At 66.1% G+C, this 14,782-nt stretch carries 25 protein-coding genes, 1 tRNA gene and 1 pseudogene; 2 read left to right on the top strand and 25 right to left on the bottom strand.

Annotated features, from left to right (window positions below; all coding sequences use genetic code 11):
* The first annotated feature begins 26 nt into the window (after positions 1 to 26).
* Positions 27 to 170: a hypothetical protein gene (locus HALNA_RS19920; RefSeq protein ID WP_157573490.1), complete on the top strand. Its 144-nt coding sequence runs from the start codon at positions 27 to 29 to the stop codon at positions 168 to 170.
* Positions 171 to 196: 26 nt separating this feature from the next.
* Here HALNA_RS19920 and secY read toward each other — a convergent pair whose 3' ends face one another.
* The 25 genes and pseudogenes from secY to HALNA_RS08875 all read right to left on the bottom strand — a co-directional run bounded on the left by secY (position 197) and on the right by HALNA_RS08875 (position 14,405).
* A complete protein-coding gene (gene secY, locus HALNA_RS08755) occupies positions 197 to 1,666 on the bottom strand; it encodes a preprotein translocase subunit SecY (protein ID WP_049936007.1) in 1,470 nt (489 codons plus the stop codon).
* 3 nt (positions 1,667 to 1,669) lie between these two features.
* Positions 1,670 to 2,164, bottom strand: a complete 495-nt coding sequence (locus HALNA_RS08760) for an uL15m family ribosomal protein (RefSeq protein WP_049936008.1) — start codon at positions 2,162 to 2,164, stop codon at positions 1,670 to 1,672.
* Positions 2,161 to 2,625, bottom strand: coding sequence for a 50S ribosomal protein L30 (gene rpmD, locus HALNA_RS08765; protein ID WP_049936009.1), 465 nt, complete (start codon positions 2,623 to 2,625; stop codon positions 2,161 to 2,163). Before rpmD ends, HALNA_RS08760 begins: the two co-directional genes overlap by 4 nt.
* On the bottom strand, positions 2,625 to 3,275 hold the full coding sequence (locus tag HALNA_RS08770) for a 30S ribosomal protein S5 (RefSeq protein WP_049936010.1): 651 nt from the start codon (positions 3,273 to 3,275) through the stop codon (positions 2,625 to 2,627). The genes rpmD and HALNA_RS08770 overlap by 1 nt, the downstream gene beginning before the upstream one ends.
* Positions 3,265 to 3,825: a 50S ribosomal protein L18 gene (locus HALNA_RS08775; protein WP_049936011.1), complete on the bottom strand. Its 561-nt coding sequence runs from the start codon at positions 3,823 to 3,825 to the stop codon at positions 3,265 to 3,267. Before HALNA_RS08775 ends, HALNA_RS08770 begins: the two co-directional genes overlap by 11 nt.
* Entirely contained in the window at positions 3,825 to 4,283 is a 459-nt protein-coding gene (locus HALNA_RS08780; protein WP_049936012.1) for a 50S ribosomal protein L19e, read from the bottom strand. The genes HALNA_RS08775 and HALNA_RS08780 overlap by 1 nt, the downstream gene beginning before the upstream one ends.
* A complete protein-coding gene (locus HALNA_RS08785; RefSeq protein WP_049936013.1) occupies positions 4,280 to 5,002 on the bottom strand; it encodes a 50S ribosomal protein L32e in 723 nt (240 codons plus the stop codon). The genes HALNA_RS08780 and HALNA_RS08785 overlap by 4 nt, the downstream gene beginning before the upstream one ends.
* Complete coding sequence (locus HALNA_RS08790; RefSeq protein ID WP_049936014.1) at positions 5,003 to 5,539, bottom strand: 50S ribosomal protein L6; 537 nt, start codon at positions 5,537 to 5,539, stop codon at positions 5,003 to 5,005. It lies immediately after the preceding gene.
* 2 nt (positions 5,540 to 5,541) lie between these two features.
* Entirely contained in the window at positions 5,542 to 5,934 is a 393-nt protein-coding gene (locus HALNA_RS08795; RefSeq protein ID WP_049936015.1) for a 30S ribosomal protein S8, read from the bottom strand.
* A 2-nt stretch (positions 5,935 to 5,936) separates the two neighbouring features.
* On the bottom strand, positions 5,937 to 6,119 hold the full coding sequence (locus tag HALNA_RS08800; RefSeq protein ID WP_049936016.1) for a 30S ribosomal protein S14: 183 nt from the start codon (positions 6,117 to 6,119) through the stop codon (positions 5,937 to 5,939).
* The gene (locus tag HALNA_RS08805) at positions 6,116 to 6,643 is read right to left on the bottom strand and encodes a 50S ribosomal protein L5 (RefSeq protein ID WP_049936017.1); all 528 of its coding nucleotides are present in this window, start codon (positions 6,641 to 6,643) and stop codon (positions 6,116 to 6,118) included. Before HALNA_RS08805 ends, HALNA_RS08800 begins: the two co-directional genes overlap by 4 nt.
* Positions 6,640 to 7,347: a 30S ribosomal protein S4e gene (locus HALNA_RS08810; protein ID WP_049936018.1), complete on the bottom strand. Its 708-nt coding sequence runs from the start codon at positions 7,345 to 7,347 to the stop codon at positions 6,640 to 6,642. The genes HALNA_RS08805 and HALNA_RS08810 overlap by 4 nt, the downstream gene beginning before the upstream one ends.
* The gene (rplX, locus tag HALNA_RS08815) at positions 7,344 to 7,697 is read right to left on the bottom strand and encodes a 50S ribosomal protein L24 (protein ID WP_049936019.1); all 354 of its coding nucleotides are present in this window, start codon (positions 7,695 to 7,697) and stop codon (positions 7,344 to 7,346) included. The genes HALNA_RS08810 and rplX overlap by 4 nt, the downstream gene beginning before the upstream one ends.
* Complete coding sequence (locus HALNA_RS08820) at positions 7,694 to 8,092, bottom strand: 50S ribosomal protein L14 (protein ID WP_049936020.1); 399 nt, start codon at positions 8,090 to 8,092, stop codon at positions 7,694 to 7,696. The genes rplX and HALNA_RS08820 overlap by 4 nt, the downstream gene beginning before the upstream one ends.
* On the bottom strand, positions 8,092 to 8,418 hold the full coding sequence (locus HALNA_RS08825; protein ID WP_049936021.1) for a 30S ribosomal protein S17: 327 nt from the start codon (positions 8,416 to 8,418) through the stop codon (positions 8,092 to 8,094). Before HALNA_RS08825 ends, HALNA_RS08820 begins: the two co-directional genes overlap by 1 nt.
* On the bottom strand, positions 8,409 to 8,792 hold the full coding sequence (locus tag HALNA_RS08830) for a ribonuclease P protein component 1 (RefSeq protein WP_049936022.1): 384 nt from the start codon (positions 8,790 to 8,792) through the stop codon (positions 8,409 to 8,411). Before HALNA_RS08830 ends, HALNA_RS08825 begins: the two co-directional genes overlap by 10 nt.
* Positions 8,792 to 8,995, bottom strand: a complete 204-nt coding sequence (rpmC, locus tag HALNA_RS08835) for a 50S ribosomal protein L29 (RefSeq protein WP_049936023.1) — start codon at positions 8,993 to 8,995, stop codon at positions 8,792 to 8,794. The genes HALNA_RS08830 and rpmC overlap by 1 nt, the downstream gene beginning before the upstream one ends.
* Positions 8,995 to 9,924 carry a 30S ribosomal protein S3 gene (locus HALNA_RS08840; protein WP_049936024.1) on the bottom strand — a complete coding sequence of 310 codons (930 nt, stop codon included), beginning with the start codon at positions 9,922 to 9,924 and terminating at the stop codon, positions 8,995 to 8,997. Before HALNA_RS08840 ends, rpmC begins: the two co-directional genes overlap by 1 nt.
* Entirely contained in the window at positions 9,924 to 10,385 is a 462-nt protein-coding gene (locus tag HALNA_RS08845) for a 50S ribosomal protein L22 (RefSeq protein ID WP_049936025.1), read from the bottom strand. Before HALNA_RS08845 ends, HALNA_RS08840 begins: the two co-directional genes overlap by 1 nt.
* A 3-nt stretch (positions 10,386 to 10,388) precedes the next feature.
* The gene (locus tag HALNA_RS08850; protein ID WP_049936026.1) at positions 10,389 to 10,811 is read right to left on the bottom strand and encodes a 30S ribosomal protein S19; all 423 of its coding nucleotides are present in this window, start codon (positions 10,809 to 10,811) and stop codon (positions 10,389 to 10,391) included.
* A pseudogene (locus HALNA_RS08855) lies at positions 10,811 to 11,542 on the bottom strand (50S ribosomal protein L2); the annotation flags it as partial. The gene HALNA_RS08850 and the pseudogene HALNA_RS08855, both read right to left, overlap by 1 nt.
* A complete protein-coding gene (locus tag HALNA_RS08860) occupies positions 11,535 to 11,789 on the bottom strand; it encodes a 50S ribosomal protein L23 (protein ID WP_049936028.1) in 255 nt (84 codons plus the stop codon). The pseudogene HALNA_RS08855 and the gene HALNA_RS08860, both read right to left, overlap by 8 nt.
* Entirely contained in the window at positions 11,786 to 12,532 is a 747-nt protein-coding gene (rpl4p, locus tag HALNA_RS08865; protein WP_049936029.1) for a 50S ribosomal protein L4, read from the bottom strand. Before rpl4p ends, HALNA_RS08860 begins: the two co-directional genes overlap by 4 nt.
* Before the next feature lie 3 nt (positions 12,533 to 12,535).
* Complete coding sequence (locus HALNA_RS08870) at positions 12,536 to 13,552, bottom strand: 50S ribosomal protein L3 (RefSeq protein ID WP_049936030.1); 1,017 nt, start codon at positions 13,550 to 13,552, stop codon at positions 12,536 to 12,538.
* Between the two features lie 4 nt (positions 13,553 to 13,556).
* Positions 13,557 to 14,405, bottom strand: a complete 849-nt coding sequence (locus tag HALNA_RS08875; RefSeq protein WP_049936031.1) for a putative RNA uridine N3 methyltransferase — start codon at positions 14,403 to 14,405, stop codon at positions 13,557 to 13,559.
* Positions 14,406 to 14,626: 221 nt separating this feature from the next.
* Between HALNA_RS08875 and HALNA_RS08880 the strand changes: the two genes are divergently transcribed.
* Positions 14,627 to 14,697: transfer RNA gene (locus tag HALNA_RS08880), tRNA-Gly, on the top strand.
* Positions 14,698 to 14,782: the final 85 nt, after the last annotated feature.

Consider the following 14,782-nt stretch of genomic DNA (forward strand, 5'->3'; position numbering starts at 1 on the left):
ATCGCGGGGGTGGGTTACCGGCGCTCGTGGTGTTCGCCAACGAAGCCGACCGTGAGGAGGAACTCGTCGAACCGCTCGACGGTCTCGGCTGCATCCAGTTGATCGAAGAGATCCGTCACGCCGACTATCGAGCGAAGGCGGAACGCGGGGCAGTCGCTCACGAGGGGTGAATACGTTAAAGAAGTCCAGATGTTCGTTACTCCGAGCCGAACATCTGGCGCATCATCGGATGCATCTCCATCAACTGCTCTTCGGCGATCTCCTCGTACAGTTTGTACGTGATGGAGACGGTGAGCAGGAGGCCGGTCCCGGAGACCTGCCCGATGGTACCGAGCATGTTGGCGCCGACGGCGAGCAAGCCGACGAGCGCGCCGCCGATGACGGTCACCTGTGGGATGTAACGCTCCATGACCTTCTCGATGACCTGCGGGTTGCGCCGGAAGCCCGGAATCTGCATCCCGGAGTTCTGGATCTGCTGGGCGGTCGCCTCCGGGCCCATCCCGGTGGTCTCCACCCAGAAGATGGCGAAGATGGCGCCGCCGACGACCATGACGAAGAGGTCGAGCCCCACCCGGATCACGATCTGCCACGGTTCGGCCGCGGTCCCGGCGAGCCACCACATCCAGTCGGTGCGCGATTGGATCGGTGCCAGGTAGTAGAACAGCCCGGCGGTGGGCTGGCCGTTACTGTACTGCCCGAGCCACGCTGGCATCGCGGTCCACGTGCTGTTGAGGATGCGCCCGGCGAACTGGATGTTCGCCTGCAGGGCGCGCACGAGGATCATGGGCAGGACGCTGGCGTAGATGAGTTTCACCGGGAAGCGACCGCGAGCGCCCTTGACGCGGGCGTGCGAGAGGGGAATCTCGACGCGAACGCTCTCGGCGTAGACGACGATACCGAAGATGAGCACCGTCGTCACCAGCGCGAGCAACTGCCCCTGGCCGAGCAGGAGTGCCTGAAGCCCCTGTGCGGTGAGGGGCGAGGCGATCTCCTGGGCGCCGGTCAGGATGGCGAACCACGTCGGGAAGAAGCCGGGCGTGCCGCCCAGGCCCTCCCACGCGAACAGCCCGCCGACGAGCTGTTGGCTCACGCCGGCGATGATGAACAGTCCAACGCCGGACCCGACGCCCCACTTGCTGACGATTTCGTCCATGAACAGGATGAGGATACCACCGACGGCGATCTGGACGAACAGCAGGGCCTGGACGCCGCCGAGACCGATATTCAGCGACTGGCCGACGGCGGGGTCGGCCGGCAGGAAGTTGCCGGCGAAGACCATCGGCAGCCCGGTCAGACAGATCATGACGACCACCAGCAGCTTCTGGAGGCCCTGATACAGCACCTGATCGCGGGGGTCGTCCGTGTCGAGGCCGAGCAGATCGGCCCCGCCGAGTAGCTGCAAAACGATGCTCGCCGTGACGATGGGGCCGATCCCCAACTGGAGGATCGAGCCCTGTGACCCGGCGAGGATCGACCGGAAGCGGCCGAACAGGTCGCTCTGCGTGCCGGCGTCCAGCCCGAACAGCTGGACGTTCGTCAGGAAAAAATACAACACGAGAATGCCCGCGGTCCAGCCGAGCTTCCGCCGGAAGGGGACGTGCCCCTCCGGCCGCGCGACTGACGGCATCCGCGTCAGCACCGGTTCGGCGGTCTCCTTCCATCCCATGGGTTACTCCTCGTCCGACTCCTCGGAGTCGTCCGCCTTCTCGGCTTCGGCCGCCTCGCCGCGTTCGGAGAGGGCCGCGCTTCCGCCGGCGGATTCGATCTTTTCGACCGCGCTCGCGGTGAACGCGTCGGCGACGACCGACAGTTCGTTGCGGACCTGTCCGTCACCGAGCACCTTCACCACGTCGGCCTCGTAGCCGTCGTCGACCACGTCGCGGGCGTCGATGTGGTAGCCGTCGCCCGTCTCCTCGGCAACCCCGTCGGCGACGTAGAGGACGGCGTTCTCGTCGAGTTCCTGCACCGTCACCTCGACGACGTCGTCTTTCGCGCTCTCGGGGCGCTTGAAGCCGTGTTTGCCGATCGGTTCGTAGTTGTGGAACTCGTGTTTGGAGCGGCCCGCGCGGCCGCGACCGCCACGGTGACCGGCGCCGCGCCGGTTCTTGTGGGTGCCGCCACCGTGTGTCCTGGAGCCGCGCTGGCGTTTTTTCTTGTTCGTCATCGCATGGCCTCCAGCAGTCGGTCGATCTCCTCGGTGGAGTGTTTGCCGAGTTGTCCGCTCTCGACGGTCGGGTGCTTGACGCCCTCGTGGCCACCACGCGGCGGGTGAAGCCGGATCGATGGGGAGAGCCCCTCGTCGCGGAGCGTCGTCTCCTCGTCGACCAGCGCCGCCGCCAACTCGTCCACGCCGTCGTAGTCGGTGTTGGCCGCGGTCCACTCGTCGTCGATGTCGACCGAGCCTTCGAGGGGTTCGGCACGACGACGGATGAGCGTCGCCACCACGTCGGCCGACGGTTCGCCGTGGGCGACGTAGTCGTTCACCTTCGTGATCATGCCGCGATAGGTGTCCGTCTCGGGCACCAGCGTACACTGGTTGACGGCGTGCAGGTTGAGCATCGAGAGCGTATCCTGCACGTCACCGGAGATGTTCACCTCGCCGCGGATCTGGACGAGCGCTTCCATCACTCGTTCACCTCGCGCTGCTTGCGTCGCGCCCGCTGGGGCGTCCGCGACTGCGACGCGTTCTGGAGCGCGTTGTACGTCGCCTTCGCGAGGTTGACGGTCGTCCGGGTGTTACCGTTGGACTTCGTCCAGGCGTCCTGAACGCCCGCGAGTTCGAGGATGTTCCGCACCGTGGGTGCGGCTGCCAGCCCCAGCCCCTGCGGGGCGGGAATGATCTCGACGGTGACCGAGCCGGCTTTGCCCGTCGCCTTCCGGGTCAGGGAGTTGACGCCGCCCGCGCGGTCCTCCCAGGACCCCGAGCCACGGTCGACCTCGATGATGTTCAGCTTGGCAACGTCGATGGCCTTCTGGATGGCGGAGCCGACCTGATCGTCACGGGCCTCGGCGTAGCCGAGGTAGCCGTCGCGGTTGCCCACTGCGACGACACACCGGAACTTCACCCGGCGCCCGGAGTCGGTCATGCGCTGGACCATGTTGATGTCGAGCACCTCGTCGTCCAGCCCCGGAAGGAGCTGATCGACGATTTCGGCCTCCTTCAGCGGGAGACCGGACTCCAGTGCTGCCTTCATCGACGAGATGTCGCCGTCCTGTACCTTGCGGCCGAGCCGCGTGCGCGGTTCCCAGCCGTCGCCGTAATCGTTACTGCTCATTGTCCTCCATCAGTCGTTCGCGCACTTCGTCGAAGTGCTCGGGAAGCGCCGTCGCGTCGAAGTCGCCGCCGTACAGCGGTTCGTCCAGCTGTTCGGCGTACTCGGCGATATGCTCGCCTCGGTTTCGCGACCAGTCCGCGAGGACGCTCTCGCTGTGCGGAATCTCGAGTCCCGCGTCGATTGCGCCTTCCTGTACTGCGAACACCTTGTTGCCCGGCGTCGCCGTGTTGAGACCGATGTCGAGGACGGCCTCCGTGAGGCCGGCATCGAGCGCCCGCATCCCCGCGAGATACCCCGTCAGGTACGCGCTGGGGAGGTTGCCCGTCGGGGCGTCCCAGCCGTACTCGGCGAGGTCCTCGGAGGAGGCGGCCGCGTGTGTCTCGTCACCGCTCGGACCGGGAGTGATCAGCTGCGCCCTGACGTGCCGGTTGCTCACGCGAGCAACCAGGCGTGGCTTGCCGGATTTCAGCAGGCGCAACCTCTGGTGGTAGTCGGTTCGGTCCTCGCGGCGGCGCCGCATCGGGACCTTGTATCGTGGGCCTGTTGCCATCAGTCGTTCACCTCAACGTCGTAGTTGTTCTCGATGTACGCTTCGAGTCGCGCCACGCTCTCGAACTCCCCACCGCCAGCCTTGTTGTAGAGCTCGCGGTACTGGGTGCGGTCGAGGGGGCCGTCGTCGCGCAACTCGCGCAGACGACGCCGCTGGGCACGGATTCGACTCGTCCAGTTCGCCTTTTCGTTCTCGCGCGCGCCGGCCGTCCCGCGACGGGTGCCGGCGCCGGTCCGATGACCGTACGCCTGCTTGTCCGCCCGTTCGCGGGCACGGCCACGCGAGTTGTTCGACGCGTCTTTCTGCTGGATCGTGCCCTGATCGACCAGGTCACGGATGTCCTCGCGGGTGATCGCGTCCGCGATTTCGCCCTGCGCTTCGGGGTCGAACCAGACGCGGTCCTTGCCAACGTCGAGTACGTCGGCCGCGAGCCGTTTCTGTGCGCTCAGATCCGTCATGCTTTGTCCTCCGTCTCGACTTCGACCTCGACGTACGTCGGGTTGAGGACGCGAATCTCGCGGTCCTCACAGACGTCTTCGATCCGCTCGCGCTTGCGTCCGCCCACGCCGCTCGCGATGCGAACGGCCTCGCTGTCGGGGTCGACCCCCTCCAGGTCGTCCGTGTTGTGGACTCGAACCTCCTCGAAGCCGCTCGGGTGCAGGCCACGGGCGGCCGCCGGCGAGCGGTAGCCCGCCTCGACGGTCGCGCCCTTGCCTTTGATCCCGCGGCGCTGTTTCGAGAGGTTCCCGCGCGGCTGTCGCCACGAGGTCGGGGTGCGCTTTTTCTTGTGGTAGTCTTGCCGGTTGAACTGTGGCTTGCCCTGCCGGCGCTTCTGAACGAGCGCCCGGGCGGCCTCGTCGTCGAGGTCCGGGGTCTTGTCGGCGTGGCCGCGGGGACGGAGTTCCGTCTCTACGTCCTCGCTTTCCTCGACGTCCTCCTCGATCTCCTCTTCGACTTCGGCTTCGGTCTCCTCGCTGACTTCGAGACCACCCACGTCCGCTTTGATCCGTGCGGCGAGGGCGTTGCCGACGCCGTCGATGTCGGCGAGTTCGGACTGGCTCGCAGCCTTGAGGTCCTCGATGGACTCGTAGCCGGCGTCGCGGAGCGCCTCGGCCTTCGAGGGGCCGACACCACCGATGTCTTCGATCTCTTGGATGTCGTCTTCTGCGTCGCTCATCTACGCGCCACCTGCCTTCGGTTTCTTCGTGATGTAGACGCCGTCCTGGAAGACGCGGGTGTCCTTGTCGTTGACCCGCGTCAACTGTTCGATGTCGGCGGCGGTCTGTCCGACGGCCTCCTTGTCGGGGCCGGAGAGGCTGATCTCCTCGCCGTCGACCTGTACCTCCGTGTCGCCGCGGATCGGAACCGTCCGCGGCGCGCGTTCGCCGAGGAAGTTCTCGATGACGACCTCGTCGCCCTCGACGGTGACCTGCATCGGGAAGTGAGCGTAGAAGATTTCCATCTGATACTCCCACCCCTCGGTCACGCCGTGGAGCATGTTCTGGACGTGGCTCTCGAAGGTGCCGACCGTCGAACGCGTGCTGGCGTCGTCGGCCTCACTCTCGATTACCACGTGGTCGCCCTCGACGGACACCGACACGTCGGGGTACCAGAGGCGTCGCGTGACGCTCCCGTTCGGTCCCTCGACGGTCAGGTCGAGATGGTCCATCTCGGCGGACACGTCGTCCGGAATCTCGAGTTCTGTTCGGTTCATTGTTAGTAGACGTACGCGATCACCTGGCCACCGATGCCCCGTTCGCGGGCCTCGTAGTGGCTCATGACGCCGTGACTGGTCGTGACGACGAGTGCCCCGTAGTCGCGGGCGGGGAGATACCGTTTCTCCCACTTTTCGTACTCGTCGGCGCCCGCCGAGTAGCGGGGCTTGACGACGCCACACTGGTTGATCGCACCTTTCAGTTCGATCTCGAAGCGACCGGACTTGCCGTCGTCGACGAACTCGAAGCCGTCGATGTACCCGCGGTCGTAGAAGACCTCGAGTACCGATCCGATCACGTTCGAGGCGGGCTGTACCGTGTGGGACAGATGTCCCACGCTCTCGGCGTTGTCGAGTCCCGAGAGCGCGTTCGAGAGGGGGTCGTTCCCTGCCATTGTTATCGATACTTCTTGAAGCCCATGTCGCGTGCGACCTCTCGGAAGCACTGCCGACACAGGAAGATGTCGTATTTGCCGACGAGTCCCTGCTTGCGCCCGCACCGACGACACTGGTGTCGGTCGCCGGTTCGGGGCGAGGCGTGCTCGCCGGTCACGTCCTGTTCGTCCTGTGATTCACTCATTCTGTCACCTCGACGTCGAAGTTGGATTCGAGGAACGACACCGCGTCCGCGGCGTCGAGGCGGTGCCCCGACGGGATCGAGCGCGACACCTTATCGCGCTTTGCGACGCGGTAGCCCGGCCGCACCAGGTTGACCGTCACGTCGAGCCCGTAGATCCCGACGTTCGGGTCGTACTCCTGACTCGGGAACTCGGTGTGTTCCTCGATACCGAAGCTGAAGTTGCCGGTCTCGTCGAACTGCGAGGCCGAGAGATCGACCAGCGCGAGCGCCGTCTCGAGGAACTCCTCGGCGGCCTCGTCGCGCAGCGTCACCTTCGCACCGATGGGGTCGCCCTCGCGGATGTTGAACTCCTGGACGGTCCGCTTGGCGCTCGTCCGTACGCTCCGCTGGCCGGTCACGGCCTCCAGAATGTCCTCGGCGTCCGCGAGTTCGCGACCGCCTTCGCCGACGCCCATGTGGACGACGACTTTTTCGATTCGCGGTTCGCGCATCTCGTGGAACTCGGCGGATTCGGCGTCGCTCATTCGTCAGCCTCCTCGGTGAAGTTCTCGTCGATCACGACGACGTACTCCTCGACCGTCTCGAAGCCCTCGTCGTCGTCCTGGGAGACGGTGACGACGTTGTCGCCGCTACCGGGCGTGACGGTGATGTCCTCGATCGTACCGATCTCGCCGGCGTGGCTGCCGGCGACGGCGGTCACGAGTGCACCCTCCTCGTAGACGAAGTGGGCGACGATGTCTTTGGTCTCGTTGTCGACGACGAGCGAGTCGCCGGTGGCGTACTCCGTCCCCGCGTCGACGCGAACGTTCGCGCCGTCGTGGAGCGTCAACTGGATGTCGCCGCCGGTGACCTGCGTCTTGCGGGCGATCTTGCCGAGGCGGCTTCCGGCCGCGTCGGCGTCGACGGGCGTCAGCGCCAGCCGACCGCCTTCGTCCGGGAACACTCGGTAGAACTCCTCACGCTCGGGGAACGCGAGGATGTCGAACATCCCGATGGGGCGTTCGACGCTCGACGGCACGTCGCCGTTGACGTAGACGCCGCCCTCGTTGAGCGCGTAGTTGGCTTCCTTCCGCGAGTCGACGTAGCCGAGCACGTCCCGCAGGACGATGAGCAGGGGAACCCCCGCCTCGCCGTGCGGACCGGCGTCGGCCTTGACCGTCCACGTCGCGGTCTTCCGTTCGACCGGCCAGGACTTCGGGACCGAGAGTCGTTTCTGATGTCGCGTCATTCGCTATCCTCCAGTCGCGCCCGTCTGCGGTCGTCCTCCAGATCGAGGTCGGTCACACGGAGGTTGCTCGCGTCGAGCGGCCGGGGCACTTCTTCGCCGTCGGCCTTCTCGACGGTCACATCCTCGACGTGGACGACGCCGTCTTTGAGATCCACCGCGATCACGTCGGCTTCCTCGCCGGCGTGGTCGCCGCGGAGCACTTCGACGGTGTCGCCCGCGTTGACGCGAACCGATCGCTGGCCGTACTCCTCTCGGAGGTCGTCCGCGAGCGTGGCCTTGACCTGTTCGTGTCGCTCGTGCAGGGGCGCCGTTCGTGTCTGCGTGCGCTGTTTGCGTGGCTGTCGAGTCATACGATCATCGTTGCCGTGGATGCGATGCTCCCGAAGCGTTCGGCGACTTCCCGCGCGACGGGACCCTTGATCTCGGTCCCGCGAGGCTCTTCCATGTCGTCGATGACGACGGCGGCGTTGTCCTCGAATTTGACGCGCGTGCCGCTGGGGCGGCGGATGGGCTTGCGCTGGCGGACGACGACCGCCTCCAGCACCTGCCGGCGCATTTCCGGCGTGCCCTTGGTGACCGAAACGGTCACCTTATCGCCGATGCCCGCTTTGGGGTGTCGGTTCTTGGTTCCGGAGTAGCCCGCGACGCTGATGACCTTCAGCTGGCGTGCGCCCGTGTTGTCGGCGCAGTTGATCAGCGATCCCTTGGCGAGGCCACGAGTGACGTCGGCTTTCAGCGCCTCCATCACGCGTCACCTCCCAGTTTCTCGACGACCACGTGTGATTTGGTCTTCGAGAGGGGTCGGGTCTCCGCGATGCGGACCGTGTCGCCTTCCTCCAGGCCCAGACACGGGGGTGCGTGGGCCGGAACGCGACTCCGGCGTTTCATGTATCGGTCGTACTTCGGAACGCGAACGTCGTATTCGCGCTCGACGACGACCGTCTTTTCCATTGCTGTGGAGGCGACCGTGCCCTCCAGCGTCTGCCCGCGCACGGACAACGAGCCGTGGAACGGACAGTGCTGGTCGGAACAGGCCTCCTCCGGTTCGGTTACGTTCAGTCCTATCGCCATGTGGATACACCTGCCTTCTCGGTTCGCAAGGCGGGTCGTGAGAGCAGTCGTGCGCCATCCACCGTAACGTAGGCCACGTCCTCGCAACCGGCAGACTGACCAGTTCGGCTGGCAGTTTCCGACGGAAGTTCGGACGCGGTCCCCGACGCCTTCTCGGCGTCGGCGGCTTCATCTGTACGCGGTAGGGCAAACTCGAATGTCGTCCCCTGCTTGGGGAGTCGCCACACCCGATCCCCCTCGACGACGAGCGTCCGCATCGTCTCGCTAACGACGCGGCCGTTGATCCCGACTGCGTCGGGATTCGTCGACTCGACGACCCGCGCGTGCAGGCCGACGAGTTCGTGTCGGGTCAGGGTCTCGGGTGTGAGCGCCATCAGATATCGCCCTCTTCGCGCTGGATCGTCTTGATCCGCGCGATGGTCTTTTTCAGTTCGCCGGGTCGAGAGGGGTTGTCGGGCATCCCGCCGGCGGCCTGGACGGCCTTGGCGTTCAGCAGTTCCGTCTCGAGTTCCTCGAGTTCCGCCTCGCGTTCGGCGGGCGTCATGTCGCGAATCTCCGCAACGTGTAGGATCGCCATTATGCGTCCTCCTCCTCGTCGGCGGCTTCCATCTCTTCGACGAGATCGGCCGCCTCGTCCATCGTCTCCTCGTCGACCTCTTCGTCGACATCCTCGTCGGACGCCTCGGCCTCGGCGTCGTCGGATTCGTCGGCGTCCTCGTCGGGCAGTTCCTCCTCGACGACTTCCTCGACGATCTCCTCGTCGAGGCTCTCCTCGATGTCGTCGGGCGTCTCGGTCGGGACGTCGACCTCCTCGCCTTCGCTGACGTCGGGGATCTCCTCGGGCTCTTCCTCGAGGAGTTCCTCGACGCCGCCGCCGGTTTCGGCCGCCTGCTCGACGGGTTCGATATCGGCGTCCTCGGCGATTTCGAAGTCGTCCGGGAGTTCGGCGCCCGGCGGGATGATCTTCACCGTCACGCCGATGGTGCCGAGTTTCATCACGGCGACGCCTTGGCCCTCGTCCACGATGGACTCGGCGGGTTCGCCGTTGTGCTTGATGTAGCCCCGGTTGAACTTCTCGACGCGGCTCCGCGCGCCGGTGACCTTCCCGGACAGGACGATCTCGGCGCCGAGGGCGCCGGCTTCCATGATTCGGTCGATGGTCGTGTGGCCCGCCTTGCGGAAGTACCAGCCACGCTCTAAGGCATTGGCCAGTCGGTCCGCGACGATGCGGGCGTTCAGATCCGGTTCGTCGACTTCCTGCACGTCGATCTGGGGGTCGTCGAGGTCGAACCGCTCCTCGAGTTCCGTGGTCACCTTCCGGATGTTCTTCCCACCCTTGCCGATGACCATTCCGGGCTTTTCGGCCTTGAGGACGATCTGGGTCCCCATCGGGGTCTTGGCGACGTCCATGCCGCCGTAGCCCGCGCGGCCGAGTTCGTCCGCGAAGAACTCGTCGATCTGGGAGCGCTGCAGTCCGTTCTCGATGAACTGGTGTTCGTCTGCCATTATTCCTCACCCTCCTCGATGATCAGTTCCACGTCACAGAGCGTCGTGTTCCACGGGTCCGCGCGACCGAACGCGCGGGGTTTCCGGCCCTGTCGTTCGCCGACCTTGTGGGCGGCGACGTGTTTGATCGTCATAGATTCGCCCTCGAAGCCCTGTTCGTCCGCGTTGTTGCGGGCGTTCTCGATGAGCTTCAGGAAGTCCTTGCTGGCCTTCTCGGGGTAGCGACCGGCGTCCCAGCCGTCGATGTCGCTCCGGTGACCGACCCCGGAGTTGTGCTGTTTGAACGGAACGGACCGTTCCTCGTCGACGACTGCCTGGAGATACTCCTCGGCGTCGGCGACGGTCTCTCCTTTGATCGCGCGGGCGACGGCCTTGCTGTGCTTGAGGCTGATGGGCCGCTCTCGGAGCATCGCCTTGGCGGTCGTCTCCGGGTCGGCCTCGACGCTGTAGTTGATTCCCATGTGTTACTTGAGTGGCACGAACTTCGAGGACCGGGTCGCGCCGATGCCGGCCTGGCCGTGCTCGACCGAGGTTCGGGTGAGCTGGAACTCGCCGAGGTAGTGGCCGATCATCTCGGGCTCTACCTGGACGCGCTGGAACTCCTGGCCGTTGTAGACCGAGAAGGTCAGTCCCACGAACTCGGGCACGATGGGCATATCACGGAGGTGGGTTCGGATCGGGTCGTTCGCCGTCTCCTCCTCGCCCGCGTCCCGTGCCGTCTCGAGCAGCTTCTCGTGTTCGACCGAGAGCCCTCGGGTGATGGTTCGCCGCATTCGAGCGGGGAGCAGTTCCGCAACCTCGTCGAGCGACATCGACTGCAGCTCGTCGAGCGTGTGACCGCGGTAGGTGAACTCACCTTCGCGGCCGGTTCGGTATTCCGAGCTCATTATTTGTTCCCTCCGCGTCCGGTTCGCTTCGAGGCGATGTCACCCACTTTCCGTCCCGGCGGAGCGTTCCGCGAGACGGATTTGGGTTTGCCGGGGTGTTGCCGGCCGCCGCCACCGAACGGGTGGTCGACGGCGTTCATCGCGACCCCGCGAACGCGCGGCCACTTCGTGCCGCGCGCTTTCATCTTGTGATGCTTGTTGCCGGCCTTGACGAACGGCTTCTCCGTCCGCCCGCCACCCGCGACCACGCCGATAGTGGCGCGACACTGCGGGTTGAGGCGCTTGACCTGGCCGCTCGGTAGCTTCACGACCGCCACGCGCTTGTCGTGGGTCATGAGCTGGGCGCTCGTGCCGGAGGCGCGGGCGAACTTGCCGCCGTCGCCAGGGCTGCTCTCGACGTTACAGACCGGGACTCCTTCCGGAATCTCGGCCAGCGGGAGCGTGTTCCCCGGCTTGATCTCCGCGGAGACACCGACCTGGATCGTCTCGCCGACCGTCACGCCCTCGGGGGCGAGCACCAGCCGCTGGTCCCCGTCCTCGAACTCCACCGCGGCGATGGGCGCCGAGCGGGCCGGATCGTGTTCGATGTCGACGATCTCGCCGCTGATCGTGTCGCGCTCTTCGTCCTTCTTGTGACTGAGTTCGGCCTTGTAGCGGTGGCTGGGGGCACGGAAGGTTGGCCCACCACGACCACGCCGCTGGCCCTGAATGCGTCGTCCCATCTTAGAACACCCCGATTCGCGAGGCGATTTCCTGTGCGTCGTCGTCGGCCGAGAGGGCGACGACCGCCTTCTTCTCGCCGCGAGCGGTGATCTGCGTGTTCACTTTCGTGATCGTCACGTCGTAGCGGCTCTCGATGGCCTCGCTGATCTCCGATTTGTTCGCGTCGATGTCGACGATGAACTGGAGCTTGTTGTCGAAGTCCATCTCGTCCATCGCCTTCTCGGTGACCAGCGGATGCTCGATGATCGAGCTCATCGGTCGGCCACCTCCGCGACGGCGCTCTCGGTCCAGATCGTCAAGCGGCCGGCGTGCGTGCCGGGCGCCAGTTCCTCGGCGTTGACCTCCGCGGCCGTCGTCACGTCCGCGCCGGCGAGGTTGCGGGCCGCCGTCGACGGCTCCTCGCTCGTCACGAACAGGATCGACTTGGGCTCGCGGTACTTCCGGCCACGGGCCTTACCCTGCCCGGCTTTGACCGTCCGGCCGTCGTCGGCGCGTTCGACGTCCGCGTCGACGCCGAGCGCTTCGAGGAGGTCGACGACCTCGCGGGTCTTGACCAGATCCTCGAAGTCGTCGCTGACGACGAGCGGGAGGTCGAGATCCGTATCGAACGCGTGCCCACGCTCGGCCACGCGCTCGGCGTCGGTCGTCGCCGCGATGGCCGACCGGATCGCGAGTTTGCGCTCCTTGTCGTTGATTCCCTTGCCCTGGTCCTTCTCCGCTTTCGGCGGGTGCGCCTTGCGCCCGCCGACCGTCTGGGGCACGCGGGCGCCCTGCCCGTTCTCCCGGGGCACGTGGGCCATCCCGCGGCCGCTGCCGAAGGACTCAGCCGGGGTTCGCAGCCCGGCGTAGGGGTCGGCACCGTACGCCTGTTTTCGGTTCGCCTGGGCGGCCAGGACGGCACGCTTGATGAGATCCGGCCGGTAGGCCGTCTCGAAGACCTCGGGGAGGTCCACCGTGCCCGCATCCTCGCCGTTCAGATCGCGTACTGTTGCTTGCATATGTTATCCCTGATTGGATGCGGTCGACACGTAACGCACCTCGGGGTCGAGGCGCGGCTGGTCGTTCGGTCGGACGGCCGGGCGAAAGCGCAGGAGGCGCTGGTCCGGCCCCGGCAGCGAGCCCTTGACGAGCGCGTACGGCCCATCGACCTCGCCGTAGTTGACGAAGCCACCGTCGACGGACGGCTCGCTGCCCTCACCGATATCGATGAGGCGCTTGTTGAGTTCCGTCCGCTGGTGGTAGCCCGTCTGGCCCTGCTGGGGGACGGTCGAACGCACGCGGGACGGGTTCCACGGCCCGAGGTTCCCGATGCGTCGCCGCCAGCCCTGCCGGGCGTGCTTGCCCTTCCGCTTCTGGACGCCCCAGCGCTTGACGGGGCCCTGAGTTCCCTTCCCTTTCGTGATGCCGCTCGCGTCCATGTACTCGCCGGCGCGGAACACGTCCGACATGGCGTGTTCGCCGCCCTCGGCGAGGAGGTCGAGCGCGAAATCGGCGCGCTCGGAGAGCGCTCCGCCGCCGATTCGCGTCTCCATCACGTCCGGCTTCTTTTTCGGGACGTTCGCCAGGTCGCTCGGGACCGTATGCGTGATCATCCGCAGGTCGTCGACCTCACCGTCCTCGACGGCCTCGCGGAGCGCGTCGGCGTCCGGCTCGAAGCTGTTGTCCGCCGGCAGGTCGAGCGTGCGCGAGAGTTCCGGATGGAACTCGTCGGTCCACACTTCGGTTGCCGGCTTCAGTCCGTACGACGTATCTTCGTAGGCTCGCAGGGCAACGGCGCGCATCGGCGGCGTCTCGACGACGGTCACCGGGACCGACTCCTCCATTCCTTCGCGGGGGGAGTTGGCCTCGTCGTTGACCATGACGACGTGGGTCATGCCGGCTTTGTAGCCGGCGAACCCCTGCAGCGCGGGGGCGCCGTCGTCGTCGGGCCACGAGCGAATACGCGGGACTTCACTGGTCACGCGTTTGCGCGGACCGAATCCCATCGAGCCTTTTCGTGGTCTGCTTGGTTGTGGCATGGATTTACTCCGTGAGTGTCAGGGGCGCGAGCGACGCGAACATCGCTTCCTCGGTTCGCACCGTCTCGCTTCCCTGTCGCGGAATCGTATTCAGCCAGAGATCGAACCCCGGATCGGGTTCGACGCCCTCGCCGCCGCCGGCGGCTACTTCCTCGACAGCCACGTCGAGGATGGCCGGAAGGCCGCGCCCGGGCGCCCCGAAGGCGACCGTCAGATCACCGTCGCCGATCCGCCCGACGAGTTCCGTCAGGCGACCGACCGACAGTTCCGTCCCGTGGACGGAGGTGGCGATCCGAACCCCGGCGTCGGGGCGGGCCAGCACGTCCGGCAGGTCCGCGCGTTGGACCTCGAACCCCGGCAGGGGTTCGTCGACGATCCGTGCGCGGACCGGCTCTCTCGAAGAGATCCTGATGGCGACGCGCTCCCCCTCCTTGACTTCCAGTCCGTCCGGAGTGAGGAGGGAGATCGGGTGTTGCAGTCCGCAATTGACCCGAACGCGGCCGTCAGGTCCGACCTCGGTCACGATTCCCTCTTGTAACGACCCCGGACGCTCCGGTCCGGAGCCGGTCCGTGACGAGACGCGAAGGGGCGGCAACACGCCGACGTACTCCAGTTCGTCCCGCGTCCCCCACGCCTCGGTTTTGAGGTATGGGGGCGTCGCGGCGTACCGCAGGACCGTCTCGACGAACCCGCCTCCCCATCGGCGCTCGCCGTCCCGATCCGGGAAGACGACCAGCCGATCCGCCCGAAACACCGTCGCCGCGCGGGCGACGTAACCGAGTTTGCGAGTTGCCTCGCGTTTGTCCTCGGCTTCCCGGACGAGGGAAGACGGCACGAGCACGCTGAACGTCATGCCGGGCCGTTTCGCGTCACGTCACTAGACTGTAAGGGTCGTACCGTATCCTCCGGTAAAAGGGTAGCGAAAGCGCGCGGGCGACTGTGAGGGCCTGACACGGCTCAAAACGGCATTTCGTGGGGGGCTGTCACACGGCATTCGTCCCCACGCAGGCGGCCATTCGAGGCGGGATTTCGGAACCCTTAATAATCCGTCCCGGCTTGGTCCCAATGCGAAGGGCGCTGGTAGTGTAGTGGTATCACGTGACCTTGCCATGGTCACAACCTGGGTTCAAATCCCAGCCAGCGCATTTTTCGGATTCTACGGTCGACGAGCGGAGCGAGTCTGCCGAATCCGAAAATCGCCTCCCGGGATTTGAATCGGGGAGTGACGCG

Origin of the sequence: Haloplanus natans DSM 17983 (assembly GCF_000427685.1) — an archaeon.
GTDB lineage: Archaea > Halobacteriota > Halobacteria > Halobacteriales > Haloferacaceae > Haloplanus > Haloplanus natans.

Bases quoted from the DNA above. Each gene is read 5' to 3' on its own strand.
- HALNA_RS08850 (WP_049936026.1), bottom strand. From the start codon at position 10,811: ATGAGCTCGGAATACCGAACCGGCCGCGAAGGTGAGTTCACCTACCGC.
- HALNA_RS08795 (WP_049936015.1), bottom strand. From the start codon at position 5,934: ATGGCAGGGAACGACCCCCTCTCGAACGCGCTCTCGGGACTCGACAAC.
- HALNA_RS08770 (WP_049936010.1), bottom strand. From the start codon at position 3,275: ATGAGCAGTAACGATTACGGCGACGGCTGGGAACCGCGCACGCGGCTC.
- rpmC (WP_049936023.1), bottom strand. From the start codon at position 8,995: ATGGCGATCCTACACGTTGCGGAGATTCGCGACATGACGCCCGCCGAA.
- HALNA_RS08785 (WP_049936013.1), bottom strand. From the start codon at position 5,002: ATGAGCGACGCAGAAGACGACATCCAAGAGATCGAAGACATCGGTGGT.
- HALNA_RS08845 (WP_049936025.1), bottom strand. From the start codon at position 10,385: ATGGGAATCAACTACAGCGTCGAGGCCGACCCGGAGACGACCGCCAAG.
- rpmD (WP_049936009.1), bottom strand. From the start codon at position 2,625: ATGGAAGCGCTCGTCCAGATCCGCGGCGAGGTGAACATCTCCGGTGAC.
- HALNA_RS08870 (WP_049936030.1), bottom strand. From the start codon at position 13,552: ATGCCACAACCAAGCAGACCACGAAAAGGCTCGATGGGATTCGGTCCG.
- rpl4p (WP_049936029.1), bottom strand. From the start codon at position 12,532: ATGCAAGCAACAGTACGCGATCTGAACGGCGAGGATGCGGGCACGGTG.
- HALNA_RS08840 (WP_049936024.1), bottom strand. From the start codon at position 9,924: ATGGCAGACGAACACCAGTTCATCGAGAACGGACTGCAGCGCTCCCAG.
- HALNA_RS08875 (WP_049936031.1), bottom strand. From the start codon at position 14,405: ATGACGTTCAGCGTGCTCGTGCCGTCTTCCCTCGTCCGGGAAGCCGAG.
- HALNA_RS08820 (WP_049936020.1), bottom strand. From the start codon at position 8,092: ATGGAGGCGCTGAAAGCCGACGTCACTCGTGGCCTCGCCAAGGGATCG.
- HALNA_RS08830 (WP_049936022.1), bottom strand. From the start codon at position 8,792: ATGGCGCTCACACCCGAGACCCTGACCCGACACGAACTCGTCGGCCTG.
- HALNA_RS08780 (WP_049936012.1), bottom strand. From the start codon at position 4,283: ATGACGGATCTGAGCGCACAGAAACGGCTCGCGGCCGACGTACTCGAC.
- secY (WP_049936007.1), bottom strand. From the start codon at position 1,666: ATGGGATGGAAGGAGACCGCCGAACCGGTGCTGACGCGGATGCCGTCA.
- HALNA_RS08860 (WP_049936028.1), bottom strand. From the start codon at position 11,789: ATGAGCTCGATCATCGAGCATCCGCTGGTCACCGAGAAGGCGATGGAC.
- HALNA_RS08825 (WP_049936021.1), bottom strand. From the start codon at position 8,418: ATGGCGATAGGACTGAACGTAACCGAACCGGAGGAGGCCTGTTCCGAC.
- HALNA_RS08810 (WP_049936018.1), bottom strand. From the start codon at position 7,347: ATGACGCGACATCAGAAACGACTCTCGGTCCCGAAGTCCTGGCCGGTC.
- HALNA_RS08760 (WP_049936008.1), bottom strand. From the start codon at position 2,164: ATGACGAACAAGAAAAAACGCCAGCGCGGCTCCAGGACACACGGTGGC.
- HALNA_RS08775 (WP_049936011.1), bottom strand. From the start codon at position 3,825: ATGGCAACAGGCCCACGATACAAGGTCCCGATGCGGCGCCGCCGCGAG.
- rplX (WP_049936019.1), bottom strand. From the start codon at position 7,697: ATGACTCGACAGCCACGCAAACAGCGCACGCAGACACGAACGGCGCCC.
- HALNA_RS08790 (WP_049936014.1), bottom strand. From the start codon at position 5,539: ATGAACCGAACAGAACTCGAGATTCCGGACGACGTGTCCGCCGAGATG.
- HALNA_RS08805 (WP_049936017.1), bottom strand. From the start codon at position 6,643: ATGAGCGACGCCGAATCCGCCGAGTTCCACGAGATGCGCGAACCGCGA.
- HALNA_RS08800 (WP_049936016.1), bottom strand. From the start codon at position 6,119: ATGAGTGAATCACAGGACGAACAGGACGTGACCGGCGAGCACGCCTCG.